The following is a 17,802-nucleotide window of genomic DNA, read 5'->3' on the forward strand; positions in this document are numbered from 1 at the left end:
GGGTTTCGTCGGGCTGTTGGGGGCCGGCGGGGCCCGGGAGTGATCTCCGGGCCCGCGCACCGGGGCGCGCGCCGCGCGCCCCGGCTTAGCCGGTTAGGTGTCGCTTCGTCCGGGTACGGCTCGTGGTCGTGTCGGCGCATGGGGTGACAGTCGGTCAGGTATAAACCGGGTGGTCCGCTCGGGGCGGGTGACGGGTCCGGTGCCCGTGGCGTCCCGGCGACGGCCGGTCGACCGGTACCGGGCCCCGGGCCGGGGCTCCTGGAGAGCAAGGCGGTCCCCCATGAGTACACCTCGATTCCTGTTCCCTTCTCCACTTCCCTCCTCTGCTCCCGATCCGTCGCGATGGCGTCGGGCGGCTGTCGCGGGCGGCGCGGTGCTCGCGACCGCGTGCGCCCTCCTGGTCGCGGTTCCGGGGACGGCGACCGCAGAGACGAGTCTGTGCACCGTCAACAACAGTCCGATCGTCAGCGAGACCATCACCGGCACCAGCGGGAACGACCTGATCCGATGCACGAGCGGTGTCTCCCCGGGTACCACGATCGACGCCGGAGAGGGGGACGACACCATCCGGATCTCGTCCGGCGGCGGAGTGTCCGTCAACAGGGGGACCATCAACGGCGGAGTGGGAAACGACATCATCTTTGTGACCGGTGGGACGACGGCCAGCAGCGGCAGGGGATCGGACGGGAACAACGGCGCTGTCAACGGAGGCGCCGGAGACGACGAGATCCGGGTCACCGCGGCGCACGGTCGCGGCGGCGGGGGAGACACCCGTACGGGAGGCGTCGGCGGGTACGGCAACACCGGGACCATCGACGGCGGTGGCGGGAACGACACCATCGTGGTCCGGGGCGGGAACGGTGGGCGCGGAGGGACCAGCAGTGGCGGCGGCACCGGTGGTGCGGCCAACCGCGAAGGGACCGTCGTCGGCTCGGGCTCCATCACCTTGATCGGTGGCAACGGCGGAAACGCCGGACAGACCCAGTTCGGCGAGACTCCGGACTCCGACGGGGGTGAGGGCGGTATCGGCAACGACGGCACGCTCAGGACCCGTCCGCTGTCCCTGAACAACCAGGTCACCGTGACTGGTGGAAACGGCGGCTTCGGGCTGTCCAACGGTGAGGGCGGCAACGGCGGCGACGCCAATGACGAGAGCATCACCATGGTCGGGCGCGTCACCCTCCGGGGCGGCAACGGCGGAGACACCCGCCAGACCGGCTCGGAAGGCGGCAACGGCGGCAACGGCAACGACGGGCCCCTCACCGTTCTCGGAGTGGGCGGCACCTCCACCGGCGGCAACGGCGGCGCCGGTCACCCCGGCGGGGCCGGCGGGCGCGGCAGCCGTACCGTCATCGACGGCCTGGTCACCACCATCGACGGAGCCCCCGGAGCCAATCGCTGACTCCCGTCGACGGCAGGAGCGGCGACGCGTGATCCCCACCCGTTTCCGCCTGCCGGGTGTGGGCCGGGAGACCCCGGCCCACACCCGCGTACCTAGGAAGCGTCCCGTACCGTGCCGGTGAAGACCGGTCCGTGCGGCGCGTCCCCCGGAGGGTCGAACCGCAGCCGCAGCGACTCCATCGGTTCGGCGCGGCCGTCGCGCTCCGTCGGGATCGCGACATCGACACTCGTCCGGCCCACCGGGACCATCACGGGGAAGTACGGCTCCGGAACGGCGACCGAAAGCGGACGCTCCGGCTCCGGGCCGGTTCCGATGTACTCGGCCAGCCACTCCGCGCCCACGTCGGTCGTGGACACCTCGGGCCCGCCGGTCACCGGCAGCACATGGAAACCGGCGTCCCACAGCTCGGCGTCCGCGGCCTGGGACAGGGACACCCGCCAGGTCAGCGGCTCGCCCTCGGTGACGTCGGCGGCGACGGGCGCGGCGGAGAACTCCGGCATCGGATCGTCGTTGAGCGTCGTGATGCCACCGTAGTCGGAGCCCACGACGGCGCCACGCGCCGTCTTCACGGACACGGCGTGCCCGTCGTCGTACGAGAAACGCGTGTTGCCCCGGACGGTCAGGGTGACATCCACCGGGTTCACCCCCGGGCGGACCGTCACGAGCCGTCCCCGCGGCATACCGGTCTCCGGGTCGGGGGTGTACACCCACACCCGGCCGGTGCCCTTGCCGGAGACCCGGACCGGATAGTGGTACGTCCGCTCGCCCGAGTCGCCCTCCTGCACCGTCAGCCTGCCGACGTCGATCCGCGGCATCGCGGCCTGCCGGACCGCCGGAGTGCCGGCGCGCCAGCCCCACGCGTCGATCAGCAGCAGCTCACCGTCTCGGCTGCGCGGTGTCAGCTCGACCTCCGCCAGCCGCTTCGTATCGACTCCGGACCGTACCGCGGCCCCCAGCCCGACCCGGACCTCCTGGGCCCAACGCGCGGAGATGTCGGCGCTGCCCGGCAGTCCGTCGAGCCGGACTCCGCCGAGGACGGCCCGCCGCCCCGAGGCGTCGGTGACCGCGACGTCGAACCGGGTACCGGCGCTGTCGGGCGGAACGGCGACCCGCAGGGCGAGCGCCCGGGAGTCCCCGGCCCACACCGGCCGGGCGGGCCGGATCCGTACCGGTGTGCCCGGCGCGGTCCACGCGGCCGTCACCGACTTGCGGCCCAACTCCTGCCGGGTGTGCCACAACGCGAAGTGCGGCGTGGAGAAGGACTCCCCCTGCGGCAGGCAGGCCGTCGGCTCGTCCCACGCGACCTGGTCGCACACCCGCCCGCCGGTCACCGACATACCGGAGTCCGGCAGCAGGACGGGCGCGCGGTGTCCGCCGACGGCGTGGGTGTGCACCCGTGCCGGACCGGCGGACGGCGCGCGGCGGCCCGTACCGTCGAGCAGCGGGCGCAGCCGGTCGTCGCCCCCGACGAACAGTTGGGCGGCGGCGGCGATGTACGTCGCCCCGGCCCGCTGCTGCCGGTCGGCGGTCAGCCGGGTCGGCGCGGAGGGCGCGCACACCGGGTCGGGCCGCTCCGGATCGTGCCAGAAGTCGTCCTCGGCGGGAGCCTCGGCCTGACCCGGTGTCCACTCGCTGTTGAAGTAGTTGTGGTTGGCGCCCACCATGTAGATCGCGCTGTGGAGCGCCGTACCGCTGCCGACGCCGCGGACGGCGTCGGGATACATCTGCCCCTGGAGGTCGGAGACATCGCCGTCACAGCCCGGGAGGATCGTCGCCGAGGGGACGTCCGGCGCCGGGTTCTGGCCGAAGAGGGTCGGGCCGATCAGCACGGTGCCGCGGATCCTCCAGCGCACCGGGCCCCGGTAGCCGTCCTGGTCGGCGGGCGCCCGGTGCAGACTGTCCATGGCGGCCCGGTTGACCCCCTCGCCGCCCCGGGAGTGCCCGACGAGCAGGACCCGGGAGAGATCGGCGGGCGCGCCCGCCCGTATCGCTGCCGGGGCCGTCGCGGGCTTCGCCGCCCACCCCGCCCAGCGCGCCAGATGCAGCCGGACCAGGGACGAACGGGCCTGCGCCCCCGCGTCGTCGATGGCATGGTCCTGGGCGTTGATCCCGTTCGCGGAGATCGAGACCGTCGCATAGCCCTGGGACGCGAGCAGCCGCTGGGCGCGGAGATAGCCCTTGTGGCTGGGTATGGGGCGCTGACCGTCGGCGCACGGCCAGATCAGGTCGGCCTCGCCGCCGGGGGTGTAGCAGGTGGTGTGGCGTCCGTGGAGGAAGAGCGCGAGGGGCCGCTTGCCGGGAGCCTCGCGCGGCGACACGACCACGCCGGTCATCTCCACGGGCGTGTCCATGCCCGGCAGCCGTACGGACGGCAGCCGGTACTCGCCGGTGGTGGTGGCGTACGGTCCCGCCACGCCAGGGTCGACCGCGTTCACGGGCGGAGGGGTGTACGGCGCCGCCTTGCGGGCGGAAGCGCCGGGCGGCTCGTCCGCCTTCCGGGCGGATCCGGCCGCGTCGAGCCTGCGGCCACCGGCCGTCACCCGCAGATCGCCGGTCCGCCCGATACGGGCTTCGTCGAGCGGCAGCCGGAAGGTGTGCCCGTCGGACACGGCCTCGGGGTAGCCGATGAGCCGGTCGCCCGCGAAGAACCCGACGCGGGCGTCGCCTATGGGTACACGGCGCTCCGAGCGCCACTCCAGATAGCGCTCCGACCCGGTGGCGGCGATCCGCCAGCCGTCGGGGAGCGGGGCCGCGGCGGAGGCCGTGGATGGTCGCGGGGAACCCGGGGGATCGGCGTACGCCGTCCCCGGAACCACCATTGCCAGCGCGAGGACCGCGGCGGTCGCGGTGAGCCTGCGCGACATTCGGATCACGTGGATCTCCTTGTCTTCAGCTTGTCTTCAGCGTCTTCGGCCGTGCTGAAGCCCCTCGGTCTCAGGGGCCCGTTTCCTTCCGGGGATGGCCGCGCGGACTCGATGGTTGCCTTGGGCGGGTGATGGCTTGATCACATCCCGGGGCGTCGGACGTGGCTCAACACGCCCATGGGAGACGGAGATTCGAGGAGGGGCGGAGCCGGCCGCCCGCCCGCGCGCGGCCCCGGCGGCCCGCAGATGATGGACCGTGATCCAGTGCGGCCCGGGACCCCCCCCGGGGTGCTCCCGGGGCCACTCCGGGAGCACCACCGGAAGCATCCCGGAGACGCCACCGGGAACGCTCCGGGCCGCCCTCGCGCCATCGCCGCACACAATCGCCACACGGCTGTAACAAGCCGTCCGCACCGCCCGCCGCACCCATCCCGGCCTGCGGTGATCCATCCAGCCGCGGCCGCCGCACCCCTCGTACGACCCGCTCGTCCAACGCCGTGACGCCGGGCCCCTCTTGTGAAATGACGGTCCTGTTGTCAGGGTGTGGTCCTGGCGGACGGAGTTGACATGCTCCTGACGCTTCGGGTGTGTGTGACACATCCGTGGAGCCGCACAACGTATCCACCACACGCACCACCCCCCACCGGCGCACCACCCATGAGGAGGATCCCTCTAATGGCAGTGACGCAGTACGACGGACGACGTGACACCGCCCGTTCCCGGCGCAGGCTCTCCCCCCTCGGGGCCACCCTGGCCGCCGCCCTCACCTTCGGCCTGATGACGGCGCTGCCCGCCACGGCGGCGCCCGACGCCCGTGAGGGCCGTATCGTCGACGCCGGCGCCGCCGGCGCGATCGCGAACAGCTACATCGTGACCCTCCGGGACGGCCAGGTGCGTTCGGCCACCGCCGAGGGCCGGGCGCTCGCGCAGAAGTACGGCGCGAAGATCAAGCGGACCTACACCACGGCCCTCAACGGCTACGCGGTCACCCTCTCCGAGGGCCAGGCGAAGAGACTCGCCGCCGACCCCAAGGTGGCGTCCGTCGCCCAGGACCGTACGGTCAGCACCCAGGCGACCCAGTTCAACCCGCCCTCGTGGGGCCTCGACCGGATCGACCAGCCCAATCTGCCGCTGAACCAGCGCTACAACTACCCGGACTCGGCCGGTGCGGGCGTCAGCGCGTACATCATCGACACCGGCGTCCGGATCACCCACGTCGACTTCGCCGGCCGGGCCTTCAACGGGTACGACGCCGTCGACAACGACAACATCGCCCAGGACGGCAACGGCCACGGCACCCATGTCGCGGGCACCGTCGCCGGCACCCTCCACGGAGTCGCCAAGCGGGCCCGGATCGTCGCCGTACGCGTCCTCAACAACGCCGGCTCCGGCACCATCACCGGCGTCGTGGCCGGGGTCGACTGGGTCGCCCGCAACGCCGTCAAGCCCGCCGTGGCCAACCTGAGCCTCGGTGGCGGCGCCAACAGCACCCTCGACGCCGCGATCCGCCGGCTCATCGCCTCCGGGGTCACCGTGGCGGTCGCCGCCGGCAACAGCAACGCCGACGCCTCCGGCTTCTCCCCGGCCCGGGTGACCGAGGCGCTCACCGTCGGCTCCACCACCATCACCGACACCCGGTCCAGCTTCTCGAACTACGGCTCCGTACTGGACCTGTTCGCCCCCGGCCAGAACATCACATCGGCCTGGCACACCAGTGACACGGCGACCAACACCATCTCGGGTACATCGATGGCCGCGCCGCACGTCGCCGGTGCCGCCGCCCTCCACCTGGGCACCAACCCCACCGGTACACCCGCCGCGGTCGGTTCCGCCATCGTGTCGGCGGCGACACCCGGTGTGGTGATCAACCCCGGTCCCGGCTCGCCCAACCGGCTGCTGCGCGTGAGCTGATCCAGCCTGCCGACCGGCCGCGGGCCGGACCGCGGTGACGGCGAGCCCCACACCTCACCGCCACCGCCCGCACGGCCCCCGGAGACACCCGGACCACGAGTCCGGCGCCTCCGGGGGCCGTCCGGCATTCCCGGGACGCGTCGGGGGCGGGATCGGGGGCGGGATCAGGGACGCGATCGGGGTCCGGCCGGGGAGATCCCCGATGGCCGTCCCGCCCCGCCCGGCCAGGCTGACGGCATGACACCGACACCCTCCCGACGACTCGTCCTCGGCGCCGCCGCACCGGCCGCCCTCGCCGCCGTCGGCGCGACCGGCCGGCCGGCCACCGCCGCCGGGACCGGCCCCCGGACCGCCACCGCGCCGACCTCCCGGGACCGGGCCTTACGAGCCGCGATCTCCGACCTCACCGCCCCGCACGCCACCTGCGCCCAGCTGACCGTCGACGACGGCGCCGGAGGCGAGCCCTGGTACGGCTCCGCCGGATACGCCCACCCCGCCGCCGAACGCCCGCCGCACCCCGGGGACGCGCTGCGGGTGGGCAGCGTCACCAAGATGTTCCTGGCCGCCCTCGTCCTCCAGCAGTGGGCCCGCGGGCGACTGGAGCTGGACGGGCCCATCGGCCGCCATCTGCCGGCCGGGCTGCTTCCGGACTCCTTCGGCCGGATCACCGTCGGCCAACTCCTCGACCACACCAGCGGTATCCCCCGGCACATCGGACTGCCCTCCGAGAACACCCCCGAGGAGGTCTGGCGGCACCGTCTGGACCGCTGGACCCCTGAGGAACTGCTCGCCACCGTCACCCACGCCGCGCCGTCCGGGACCGGCCGCGTCCAGGAGTACCGGGGCGTCAACTATCTGCTGCTCAGCCTGATCGTCGAAGACGTCACCGGGCAGACGTACACCGACGCCGTCGCCTCCCGGATCGTCCGACCCCTCGGACTGCGCCGTACCCATGTCCCCGGGCCCGACCCCCGGCTGCGCGGGCCCCACGTCCAGGGCTTCATCCGGATGACCGACGGCACCCGGCGCGACATCACGGTCCAGCGCCAGGACGCGTCCCGAGGCGACGGCGACATCGTCTCCAGCCATGCCGACCTCCTCCGCTTCCACACGGGCCTGCTCTCCGGCGAACTGCTCCCGCCGCACGCCGTCGAGCAGCTCTTCCGGGTCCCGTCCGTCCCGATGACCGACGGCGGCCCCGCGCGTTACGGCAGGGGATTCCAGCGGGCCGAGGCGAACGGCGTGGTGTTCTGGGGGAAGACCGGGGAGCAACACGGCTACCGGACCCGGGTCTTCGCCACCCGGGACCTGCGGACCCGGTTCGTCCTCACCTACCATCCGACCCGGCGGTCGGACCCCCGCCAGATGGTCGAACGGGTGGTTGCCGCCCTCACGGCCCCGCCCGCGCGCTGAGCCGGTCGACGACGCGCCCCGGAGCCGTGCGGCCGTCCGTCTCATACGGCCGTCCGTCCCGTACCGCCGTACGGCTCCCCGGTCAGCCCCGCCGGGCCTCGACGAGGCAGCGCCGCGCATACGCCACGAAGGGGCCGTGGCGCTCCATGAAACCGTGCAGTTCAGCCAGCCGGGGGCGGTAGGCGTCGACCGTGAAGCCCGGGACGGTCCAGATGACCTTACGGAGGAAGTGGACCACCGCCGCGATGTCGTGGAACTCCATCCGCAGCGCCTCCGTCCGCAGATCCACCACATCGAGGCCCGCCGCCTCCGCACCGGCCGCGAGCGCCACCGGGTCCGCGCCCGAGGTGGTCGCGCCCGGGGGAAGGGGGCGCCGCCCCAGCTCCTCCAGGGCCTCGTTCACCGCGCGCGGTCCCATCAGGAACTCGGTGAGCTCCCGTACGCTGCCCGCCCCCACCTGCTGCGACAGATACGTACCGCCGGGCCGCAGCACCCGGCGGATCTCGTCCCAGCGGGTCACCACCGGATGACGGCTCACCACCAGATCGAAATCCTCCGCCGGGAAGGGGAGATCGTCCTCGTCACCGGCCTCGACGACGAGCCCGCCGAGCGGCGCCAGATTCCGCCGGGCGATGTCCAGGTTCGGCGGCCACGACTCCGTCGCCACCAGGACCGGCGGCGCTACCGGGACCGAGGCCAGGACCTCGCCCCCGCCGGTCTGGACGTCCAGGGCCGCCCCGGCTCTCGCCATCCGGTCCGCGAGCAGCGTCGCGTACCCCCACGACGGCCGTCGCTCGGTCGCGCGCCCGGCGAACCAGGAGAAGTCCCAGCCCTCCGTCGGCGCGTTCGTACCCTCGGCGATGAGATCTTCGAATCGGGACACGGGCCGAGCCTGGCAGACGGGGGAGGACACCGCATCCATGTTTGCGCCCCGACGCGGCCCGCCGGGCGCGGCCTGTCCGGCGCTACCCGCCCGTCCCGGCAGCGTCGCCCCGTCCACCCCGTCCGCCCCGGGCCATCGGGGGACGCGGTGCCGGGCCGCCCGTCAGACGACGACCCCCGCCTCCGCCGGCGCCGACTCCGGGGCCAGAGCTCCGCCCCGTACGAACGCGGCGTCGAACCCCGCCTTCCCGAGCACCGCCTCCGCCGCCGCGCCGATCCGGTCCACATCGCCGCGCTCCGCCGCCGCCAGCGGCGCCCCCGTCGCCGCCCGCGCCGCGTCCGCGCACCCCAGCAGCAGCGCCGCCGCCTCCGCCCGGCCCGCCGGGACCAGCGCGTCCGCGAGCCCCTCCAGGGCCAGCGCCATCGCCCGCGGATCCCGTGTCGTCACCGCCGCCGCATACCCCTCCGACTGGAGCCGCAGCGCCTCCGCCGTGTCCCCGCGCATCGAGGCGACAAACCCCAACTCGGCCAGCACCAAGGCGTTCCCGCCCTCCAGACCGACCTCCCGGTGCCAGTCCAGCACCTCCAGCAGATGGCGCTCGGCGGCATCCTGATCCCCCTCACGGCGCGCCCCGAGCCCCAGCCCGATCAGCGCGTTGATCTCACCCGAGCGGAAGTCCAGCGCCGCCGACTCCCGCAGCGCCTCCTCGTGGTGCTCGCGCGCCGCCGCGAAGTCCCCGCCGAGCAGGGCGGCCCGGCCCAGGCCCGACAGCAACTCGGGGACCTGCGTCGACAGACCGAACCGCCGCGCCGTCGCCAGGCCCTCCTCCCGCAGCCGCCGGGCCGTCGGATAGTCCCCGTGGATCTCGGCGACCGCCGTGAGCGGGAAGACGAGCCGGAGCCCGCCACAGGCGTCGCCGATCCCGTCGAACAGCCGCGCGCCGAGCGTCGCGTCTTCCAGCGCGCCCACGAGATCGCCCCGCAGCAGCCGCTGGGTCGCCCGGTCCGCCAGCGCCGCCGCCTCCCCCCACCGGTCGCCCAGCGCCCGGAAGCCGTCGAGCGCGGGCCCGGTCAGCGCCTCACCGGCCGCGACATCGCCCGTACCGTGCAGCGCGTGGCCGAGGAACCAGCGCGCCCGCGCCAGTGCCGTGCCCGGCGCCCCGTCCCCGTACTCCCCGGCCGCGACGGTCTCCGCCAGCGCCTCGGCGAACAGCGCCGCCCGGTTCCCGCCGTCCCCGGCGAGCACCGTCACCGCGGCCCGCGCCACCAGGACCCGGGCCCGCAGCGCCGGATCGCCGGCGGGCAGCCCGCGTACGGCGGTCAGTACCCGGCGAGCCTCCGCGAGCCGCCCTCGCAGCACCCAGTACCAGGTCAGGGCGTCGGCGATCCGCAGGGCCCGGTCGGTGTCCCCGTACGCCCCCGCCGTCTCCACCGCCCACCGCAGATTCACGCTCTCCGCGTCCAGCCGGGCCAGCAGCCCGAACTGGCCGGGGCCCCGCAGCCCGGGAGCCGCCGACTCCACCAGCCGGACGCCGTACTCCAGATGCCGGGCCCGTACGGTGTCCAGCTCACCCGCCTCGCGCAGCCGTTCCAGACAGTACGCGGACACCGACTCCAGCAGCCGGTACCGTTCGCCGTCCCCGACGACCCGCACCAAAGACCGGTCCACCAGCCGGGCCAGCAGCTCGATGACGTCGTCGCGGTCGATGCCGCCGCCCGCGCACACCGCCTCGGCCGCCTCCAGCGTGTAGCCGTCCGGATGCGGCGCCAGCCGTCGCAGCACCGCCCGCTCCTGGTCGGTGAGCAGCTCCCAGCTCCAGTCGATCATCGCCCGCAGGGTCCGCTGACGCGCCGGGGCGTCCCGGCGCCCGGCGCGCAGCACCCGGAAGCGGTCGTCGAGCAGGCCGGGCAGCCGGTGCACCCCCAGCGCCCTGACCCGGGTCGCCGCCAGCTCCAGCGCCAGCGGCAGCCCGTCCAGCCGGCGCGCCACTGCCTCCACGGCGGCCCGGTTGCCGTCGTCGAGCCGGAAACCGGGCGCCCCGGCGGCGGCCCGGGAGACGAACAGCTCCACCGCGGCGCCGGGGGAGAGCGGCGGTACCGGCCACAGCGTCTCCGGCGCCAGCGCCAACGGCTCCTGACTCGTCGTCAGCACCACCAGTCCGGGCGCCTGCCGCAACAGCCGCTCCACCAGCGCCGCCGCCCGCTCCACCACATGCTCGCAGTTGTCGAGCAGCAGCAGCATCCGCCGCCCCCGCAACGCGGCTGCCAGCCGCTCCCCGGGCGATCCCGGCCGCCGGGCCCCCCACACCCCGTCGTCCCGCAGCCCCATGGCGGCCGCCACCACCTCCGCCGGATCGCCGCCCGCGCCCGCCAGCTCCACCAGCCGCACCCCGTCGGGAAAGTCGCCCGCCACCCGGTCGGCGACCGCCAGGGCCAGCCGGGTCTTGCCCACCCCGCCGGGCCCGGTGAGCGTCACCAGCCGCCGGGACCCCAGCAGCGCCGCGACCTCGCCCACCGCCGAGTCCCTGCCGACCAGTTCACCCGGCGGAACCGGAACCACGGGAACCACCGGAGCCCCACCCGCCGCCGTATCGCCCGTATCGCCCGTCGAGGCCACCGCGGCTACCGCCGGGGCCGCGACCCGTGGCGCGTCCAGCGACGGATCCCGCCGCAGCACCGCCGCGTGCAGCGCCACCAGCTCCGGGCCCGGATCGAGCCCCAGCGCGTCGGCGAGACCGCGACGGAACGTCTCGTACACGGCCAGCGCCTCACCCTGCCGCCCACTCGCGTACAACGCCCGTACCCGCGCCGCGAGCAGCCGTTCCCGCAGCGGATGCTCACCGACCCGCTCGGCCAACTCCGCCGCGAGCGCCGCGTGGTCCCCGATCGCCAGCCGCGCCTCGGAGCGGTCCTCCACGACCGTGAGCCGCTCCTCCTCCCAGCGGGCCGCCGCCGCCCGGACGAAGGACCGGTCGGCGAAGTCCGCGAAGGCGGGGCCGCGCCAGATCGCGAGGGCCTCCGCGAACAGCCCGGCCCGTACCGCGGGGTCGGGAACCCGGCGGGCCCGGGCCGCCAGCGTCCGGAAGGACGCCGCGTCCAGCGCCCCCTCGCCCGGGACGAGCTGATAGCCGGGCGCCCGGGACACCACCAGGTCCCGCCCGCCGGGCGCGGCCCGGGCGAGCACCGCGCGCAGTTGGGACACCTTTGCCTGCAGGGCCCGCTGCGGATGCCCCGGGGTGTCGTCGCCCCACAGATCGTCGATCAGCCGGTGGGCTGCGACCGGCCGCCCCGGATCGACCAGCAAGGACGCGAGCAGGGTGCGGACCTTCAGCTCCGGCACCCGTACCGGACGCCCGTCCCCGGCCCATACCGCCACCTCGCCGAGTATCCCGAACCCGATCCCGCCCGTCGCCGGACCGCCTGATGCCGTCCTACGCGTCGCCGGACCGCCCGTCGCCGCCGGCCCGCCGGGTCCTGGTCCTTCCGCCTCCCGGTGCCGGACCGCCGCGTCCCCCGCCCGACGTCCCGACCGTCCGTCGTCCCTACCCCGCATGACCACTCCTTCCCCCTCCCCGGCCCCCGCCGGGGTCTCGGCCCCACCGGCCTTTTCCGCACCTTGTCACACCCGCGCGATCACGCCGAAGTTATCCACAGCCCGCGTCCGCCGCCGTGCGGAGCGACCGCCGAACCGGCCCCCGAACCGGCCCGAACCGCGCCCGAAGCGCCCCCCAACCCGGCCCGAACCCGGCCCGAACAGATTCCGAGCCGGACCCGAACACCCGGGCCGCAGTCTCTTCATCAGCAGCCGGACGCAGCAGGCGGACGGCCCACCGGAAGGACCGAGACCATGCAGCGCTTCCACGGCAGGACCGCCCTCGTCACCGGCGCGAGCCGCGGCATCGGCCGCGCGATCGCTCTCCGCCTGGCGGCGGAGGGGGCCCGGGTCGGTATCCACTACGCCGTCAACGAGGCCGCCGCGCAGAACACCCTCACCGCGGTCGAGGCGGCGGGCGGCAGCGGCTTCCTCGTCCGTGCCGAACTCGGCGTCCCCGGCGACGCCGACGCCCTGTGGGCAGCCTTCGACCGGCACGCCGACGGACTCGACATCCTTGTCAACAACGCGGGCGTCGCCGGACACGGCACCATCGACCAGGTCACCGAGGCCGACTACGACCGGGTCTTCGCCGTCAACGCCAAGGCCCCCTTCTTCATCGTCCAGCGCGGTCTGAGCCGACTGCGCGACGGCGGCCGGATCATCAACATCTCCTCCGGCGTCACCAAGGTCGCCTTCCCCGGTATGACGTCGTACGCAGCGTCGAAGGGCGCCGTCGAAGTGCTTACGCTCACCCTGGCGCAGACCCTCGGCTCCCGGGGCATCACCGTCAACGCGGTCTCCCCGGGCACCATAGAGACCGATATCCACCCGTGGATGGCCGACGCCGACGCGAAGGCCGCCGCCGGGGCGTACTCCGTCTTCAACCGGGTGGGACAGCCCGAGGACGTCGCCGACGTGGTCGCGTTCCTCGCCTCCTCCGACGGTCGCTGGGTCACCGGCCAGAACATCGACGCGAGCGGAGGATCCGGCCTTGGCATCTGACCTCGCCCCCGCGACCGCCCGCGCCCCGGGGCGGCACACCCTGCTGGTCCTCGCCCACCCCCGGGCCGACTCCCTCACCGCCCGGGTCGCCGGGCGGCTGCGGGACCGCCTCACCGAAGGCGGCGGCACCGTCGACCTCCTCGACCTCCACCGGGAGGACTTCGACCCCCGGCTCACACCCGCCGACGAACCCGACTGGGAGAACCGGGAGAAGGAGTACTCACCCGAGGTCCGGGCCCAGATGGCCCGGGTCGCGCGCGCCCACGACATCGTCGTCGTCTTCCCCGTCTGGTGGTACTCGGTCCCCGCCGTCCTCAAAGGCTGGATCGACCGGGTCTGGAACTACGGCTTCGCGTACGGCCGCAGCACCCCCCGGCTCGCCGGGAAACGCATGATCTGGCTCGGCCTCGCCGGGGCGGACGCCGACGGCTGGACCCGAAGCGGCCTCGACGACGCCCTCGACCTCCAGCTCCGGGTGGGCATCTCCCGCTTCTGCGGAATCGACGACGCCACCGTCCGGCTGCTGCACGGGACGGAACTCTCCGGGATACCCCCGCACCGGCGCCCCGCGCGCGTCCAGGAACTGCTCACCGAAGCGGAGGCGGCCGTACTCCCCGGCCGCCCTGCCGCACCCCGCCTCGACACCTCCACGGAAACGAGGGTCTCCGCATGACCACCGCACCCCCGGCGGGCGGCGTCCGCCGCCCCTGGCTGGGACTCGCCGTCCTGCTCCTGCCCGTCACCCTGATGACCGCCGACCTCGGTGTCCTCTGGCTGGCCACCCCCTTCCTCGCCGCCGACCTGCGCCCCACCGGGACCGAACTCCTGTGGATCACCGACATCTACGGCTTCCTCACCGCCGGGACCCTCGTCGTCATGGGAACCCTCGGTGACCGCGTTGGCCGAAGAAGGCTGCTGCTGTACGGATCCGCGGGCTTCGTCGCGGCGTCCCTGCTCGCCGCCTATGCCACCGGCCCCCTGATGCTGATCGTGGCCCGCGCCCTGCTCGGCGTCGCCGGGGCCGCCGTCCTCCCCTCCACACTCGCCCTGATCAGCCATATGTTCACCGACGCCCGGCAGCGGGCCACCGCTGTCGCCCTGTGGGTGACCGCCCTCTCCGCCGGGCTCGCCGCCGGCCCCGTCGTCGGCGGCGTCCTGCTCGACCACTGGTGGTGGGGCTCCGTCTTCCTGATCGGCGTTCCGGTGATGCTCCCGGTCCTGCTGCTCGCCCGTGTCCTGCTGCCCGAGTACCGGGATCCCGGCGCCGGCCGGCTGGACCTGGCCAGTGTGGCGCTGTTCCTGCTCGCCGTCCTGCCGCTGATCTACGCCGTCAAAACCGCGGCGGCCCACGGGCCCGGTGCCGGTACAGCCGTATCGCTCGCCGCCGGAGCCGCCCTCTCCGTCGCGTTCGTCCGCCGCCAGAACCGGCTCGCGCACCCCCTCCTCGATCTGCGGCTCTTCCGCGACCGGGCCTTCACCGGCGCCCTGCTCGCCCTGCTGCTGGGGATGACGGCCCTCAACGGCGTCGAGTACCTGGTGCCCCAATACCTCCAGTCCGTCGCGGACAAGTCACCCCTGGAAGCCGGTCTATGGCTGCTGCCGGGAGCCGCGGGACTGGTCATCGGCTCCCAGCTGACACCCCTCCTGATACGCCGGATACGCCCGGCCGTCGTCATCGTCGCCGGGCTCGCGGTCGCCATCGGCGGCTACGCCACCCTGGTCGTCGCCGAAGGCGTCGTCCCGGTCTCCCTCGCCCTCGCCGTGATCATGTTCGGGGTGGCTCCGATCAGCGTCCTCGGCACAACCCTCGCCGTGGGCGCGGCACCCCCGGAGAAGGCGGGAGCCGCGGCGGCCACCGGCCAGACGGCGTACGACCTCGGGCTCGCCCTGGGCATAGCCGTCACCGGCAGTGTCGCGGCAGCCGTCTACCGGTCCGGGATGCCCGACAGCGCGCCCGCCGAAGCCCGTGACACCCTCGGAGCCGCACTGGCCCTGGCCGGGAGAATGCCCGAGGGCGCCGACGGCCTGATCGCCGCGGCCCGCGAATCGTTCACCCACGGCCTCCAGTGGGCGGCGCTGCTGAGCGCCGGGTTCGCCCTCGTCACCGCCGCTCTCGTGGGGATCCTGCTGCGGCACGTGCCGCCGGTCGGTGCACCGATACCCCGCCCTGCGGAACCCGTGGGACCGGCTTCGTCCGAGGAACGGCCCGGCCGACCCGTTCGAACGGATTCACCGCACCCGTCCAGTGATGCAGCACCGCGCGTCCCGTCCGGCGTGTGACACCGCCCGAGCTGACCGTCCCCGCCTCGGCGACGTAATGCGTCCCGTCGCCGACGGGGACGAGGCCGTACTGCCCCGCCGCCCGATGGCCGGAGATCCCGGTCGGCAGGTCGAACAGTCCGCTCCGCCGCAGAGTGAGGTGATGCCCCAGCTGCGGCACCGGCTGACCGCGGACCGGTGCGAGCCGGACCGGCGCGGAGCCGTCGACCACATAGAGGGTGTAGTGGGGGAAACCCGGTTTCCTCCCCCGGTAGACGGCCATCAGCCAGTCACCGCTCGCCGGATCCCAGGCCAGGTTCTGCACCCCATAGGTGGTGTTGCCGGTATAGACGAAAAACCGGCCGTCGGACGAGGCCGGACCGGTGCGGTGCGGATCGTCCTCCGAGAAGGGCCGCTCGTACCGGCCCCAGTCCCCGACGTCGTACTGGAGAAGCACCTGATGGTCGTTGTCCTGCCGGGTCGTGTTCGAGTAGACGCCATAGGCGACGGTCAGCCGGTTGCCGCCCCGCCCGCCGAACGCCGGGCCGAAGGAGAGACCGTCGATACCGCTGGTGCCGTACCGGTGGTCGGGCGTGTCACCGGTATCGCCGTCGAAGACCCCGTCCCCATCCATATCGGCGGTGTAGTCGTCCGCGACCTGCCGAAGATGGACCGTCGTCATCACCCCCGACGTCTGCGCGTCCAGGTTCATCCGGGTCATCCGGTCCGGGTCGAAGACGGCGATATAGAAGGCCTCGGCAGACTTGTACTCCAACGAGCCGTACAACCGGCCGTCGTCGGGATTGACGTCCAGATCCCCCAGATGGCCCGTCAGACCCGTCACCGAGCCGAGTGGACGGCCCGCCAGATCCGTCTTCACCAGCAGATTGGTGAAGGAGAAGTACATGACGCCGCGGATCGGATCCAGCGCCATGCCCTGCAAATGGCCGGAGCGCCAGGCCCCGCCGTCGATCACGGCGGGCGGGGGCGAGAACCCGGCCGCCGCCGGCGCGGCGGCCGGGACCGGCCCGGCGGGGGCGCGGGCATGGGCCGTACCGTGCCCCGCCGACAGGGCGGTCACCGTCGCGGCGGCCAGCAGCGCCGTCAGTCCTGGGCGTGAGGGGAGTCGCGGTCGCATGGGATCCTTCCGGGGCCAAGTCCGGCACGGAACGGGCGGACGCTGCGGAACGGGTGCTCGGTTCGGGACGGTCGGACGTTCGGTCGGTTCGGGGAGACGGCCGGCGGGCGCCGGGTCAGGCCCGGCCGTGGGCGACCCGCGAGCGCCGGGCCACGGCGTCGAGGGCCACCGCCAGAAGCAGTACCCCGCCGGTGACCATGAACCGGTAGGCCGAGTCGAGATTCAGCAGAGTGAGGCCACTGGAGATCGACTGAATGACCAGAACCCCCAGGAGAGCGGCGAAGGCCGTCCCCCGGCCCCCGAAGAGACTGGTGCCCCCGATCACCGCCGCCGCGATGGCGTTGAGGTTCACATCACCGCCGCCACTGCTCTGATTGGCCGCCGCCAGCCGCGACGCCGCCAGGATCCCCCCGACGGCGGCAAGCGTCGAGCAGAGTGTGAACGCGGCGGTGAACACGCCGTTCACATCGATACCCGCCCGACGGGCGGCCTCCGCGTTGCCGCCGACCGCGTACACGGCTCGGCCGAACGAGGTCCGCGACAGCACATAGTGCAGCACCAGCACCAGACCGAGGAAGAAGACGAACATCCAGCCCACCCCCCGGTCCCGCTGGAGATACCAGACCGCCGCCCCCAGCCCCGCCAGCAGGGCCAGGCTCCGCCCCAGGAGCAGCCGTCGCGAGGTGGCGGGCAGCCCGGCCTCGCGGCGCTCGGCGGCCCGTGCCGCCCCGGCGCCGTACAGCGCGACCGCACCCGCCACCACCAGGGCGTACGCGAACCAGGGCGGCAGGAAGTGCAGCTGGGCGAAGGAGACCGGACCGGAGTCGAACGGCAGATTGACCGACCCCTGGGGGCCCAGCACCCACAACTGGACCCCGAGGAACCCCAGCAGCCCGGCGAGGGTGATCACAAAGCTGGGCACCCCGATCCGGTTGTACACCTGGGCGTAGCACCAGCCGATCGCCGCCCCCGACACCACCGCCGCGGCCACGGCCGCGTACACGGGTAGCCCCCGGTCGACCCAGAGGACCGCGAGGAGTGCCGACGACAGCCCGCTGACCGAGCCGACCGACAGATCGATCTGACCGACCAGCAGCACACAGACCACACCGAGGGCGATGACCCCCACCGGGACGCTCTCCAGCGCCAGATTGGTCAGATTGGCGCTGGAGAGGAAGACCGGGTTCAGGAGCTGCATCACGGTCCAGATCACCACCAGACCGGCGAGTACCGGCAGCAGCCCGAGATCCCCGCCGCGCAACCGGGCCCCGGCCGCCCGCCGCAGCTCCCGCAGCCGCTCCCCGGGGCCGCGCGGCGGCCCGGGAGCCCGTTCGAC

At 73.9% G+C, this 17,802-nt stretch carries 10 protein-coding genes and 1 pseudogene; 6 read left to right on the plus strand and 5 right to left on the minus strand.

The features are described from left to right. The first annotated feature begins 373 nt into the window (after window positions 1–373). The gene (locus tag ACFXG1_RS16390; protein WP_384719553.1) at window positions 374–1,402 is read left to right on the plus strand and encodes a hypothetical protein; all 1,029 of its coding nucleotides are present in this window, start codon (window positions 374–376) and stop codon (window positions 1,400–1,402) included. A 92-nt stretch (window positions 1,403–1,494) separates the two neighbouring features. Here the strand turns inward: ACFXG1_RS16390 and ACFXG1_RS16395 are convergent, their stop codons facing one another. After that, on the minus strand, window positions 1,495–4,266 hold the full coding sequence (locus tag ACFXG1_RS16395; protein ID WP_384743189.1) for a hypothetical protein: 2,772 nt from the start codon (window positions 4,264–4,266) through the stop codon (window positions 1,495–1,497). 675 nt (window positions 4,267–4,941) lie between these two features. Between ACFXG1_RS16395 and ACFXG1_RS16400 the strand changes: the two genes are divergently transcribed. Further along, window positions 4,942–6,177 (plus strand): S8 family peptidase, encoded by a 1,236-nt coding sequence (locus ACFXG1_RS16400; protein ID WP_384743075.1) that lies wholly within the window; start codon window positions 4,942–4,944, stop codon window positions 6,175–6,177. 237 nt (window positions 6,178–6,414) lie between these two features. Further along, window positions 6,415–7,590: a serine hydrolase domain-containing protein gene (locus tag ACFXG1_RS16405; RefSeq protein WP_384743078.1), complete on the plus strand. Its 1,176-nt coding sequence runs from the start codon at window positions 6,415–6,417 to the stop codon at window positions 7,588–7,590. An 82-nt stretch (window positions 7,591–7,672) separates the two neighbouring features. Here ACFXG1_RS16405 and ACFXG1_RS16410 read toward each other — a convergent pair whose 3' ends face one another. Together ACFXG1_RS16410 and ACFXG1_RS16415 are read right to left on the minus strand one after the other, a co-directional pair. Beyond that, window positions 7,673–8,473: a class I SAM-dependent methyltransferase gene (locus ACFXG1_RS16410; protein ID WP_384719987.1), complete on the minus strand. Its 801-nt coding sequence runs from the start codon at window positions 8,471–8,473 to the stop codon at window positions 7,673–7,675. Between the two features lie 162 nt (window positions 8,474–8,635). Further along, window positions 8,636–11,848, minus strand: coding sequence for a BTAD domain-containing putative transcriptional regulator (locus ACFXG1_RS16415; RefSeq protein ID WP_384743082.1), 3,213 nt, complete (start codon window positions 11,846–11,848; stop codon window positions 8,636–8,638). Window positions 11,849–12,319: 471 nt separating this feature from the next. Between ACFXG1_RS16415 and ACFXG1_RS16420 the strand changes: the two genes are divergently transcribed. Genes ACFXG1_RS16420 through ACFXG1_RS16430 form a run of 3 tightly spaced genes read left to right on the plus strand, consistent with a single transcriptional unit; the run spans window position 12,320 to window position 15,349 of the window. Further along, window positions 12,320–13,069, plus strand: a complete 750-nt coding sequence (locus ACFXG1_RS16420) for an SDR family oxidoreductase (RefSeq protein WP_384722317.1) — start codon at window positions 12,320–12,322, stop codon at window positions 13,067–13,069. Then, on the plus strand, window positions 13,059–13,742 hold the full coding sequence (locus ACFXG1_RS16425) for an NAD(P)H oxidoreductase (RefSeq protein ID WP_384743085.1): 684 nt from the start codon (window positions 13,059–13,061) through the stop codon (window positions 13,740–13,742). Before ACFXG1_RS16420 ends, ACFXG1_RS16425 begins: the two co-directional genes overlap by 11 nt. Next, complete coding sequence (locus tag ACFXG1_RS16430; RefSeq protein WP_384743088.1) at window positions 13,739–15,349, plus strand: MFS transporter; 1,611 nt, start codon at window positions 13,739–13,741, stop codon at window positions 15,347–15,349. The genes ACFXG1_RS16425 and ACFXG1_RS16430 overlap by 4 nt, the downstream gene beginning before the upstream one ends. Here ACFXG1_RS16430 and ACFXG1_RS16435 read toward each other — a convergent pair. Beyond that, window positions 15,282–16,466: pseudogene (locus ACFXG1_RS16435) on the minus strand (hypothetical protein); the annotation flags it as partial. The gene ACFXG1_RS16430 and the pseudogene ACFXG1_RS16435 overlap by 68 nt on opposite strands. A gap of 115 nt (window positions 16,467–16,581) precedes the next feature. Continuing rightward, the gene (locus ACFXG1_RS16440; protein WP_384719859.1) at window positions 16,582–17,760 is read right to left on the minus strand and encodes a sugar ABC transporter permease; all 1,179 of its coding nucleotides are present in this window, start codon (window positions 17,758–17,760) and stop codon (window positions 16,582–16,584) included. Between the last annotated feature and the right edge of the window lie 42 nt (window positions 17,761–17,802).

Source organism: Streptomyces sp. NPDC059248 (assembly GCF_042753905.1).
Classification (GTDB): Bacteria; Actinomycetota; Actinomycetes; order Streptomycetales; family Streptomycetaceae; genus Streptomyces.

Bases quoted from the DNA above. Each gene is read 5' to 3' on its own strand.
- ACFXG1_RS16395 (WP_384743189.1), bottom strand. From the start codon at position 4,266: ATGTCGCGCAGGCTCACCGCGACCGCCGCGGTCCTCGCGCTGGCAATG.
- ACFXG1_RS16400 (WP_384743075.1), top strand. From the start codon at position 4,942: ATGGCAGTGACGCAGTACGACGGACGACGTGACACCGCCCGTTCCCGG.
- ACFXG1_RS16405 (WP_384743078.1), top strand. From the start codon at position 6,415: ATGACACCGACACCCTCCCGACGACTCGTCCTCGGCGCCGCCGCACCG.
- ACFXG1_RS16420 (WP_384722317.1), top strand. From the start codon at position 12,320: ATGCAGCGCTTCCACGGCAGGACCGCCCTCGTCACCGGCGCGAGCCGC.
- ACFXG1_RS16430 (WP_384743088.1), top strand. From the start codon at position 13,739: ATGACCACCGCACCCCCGGCGGGCGGCGTCCGCCGCCCCTGGCTGGGA.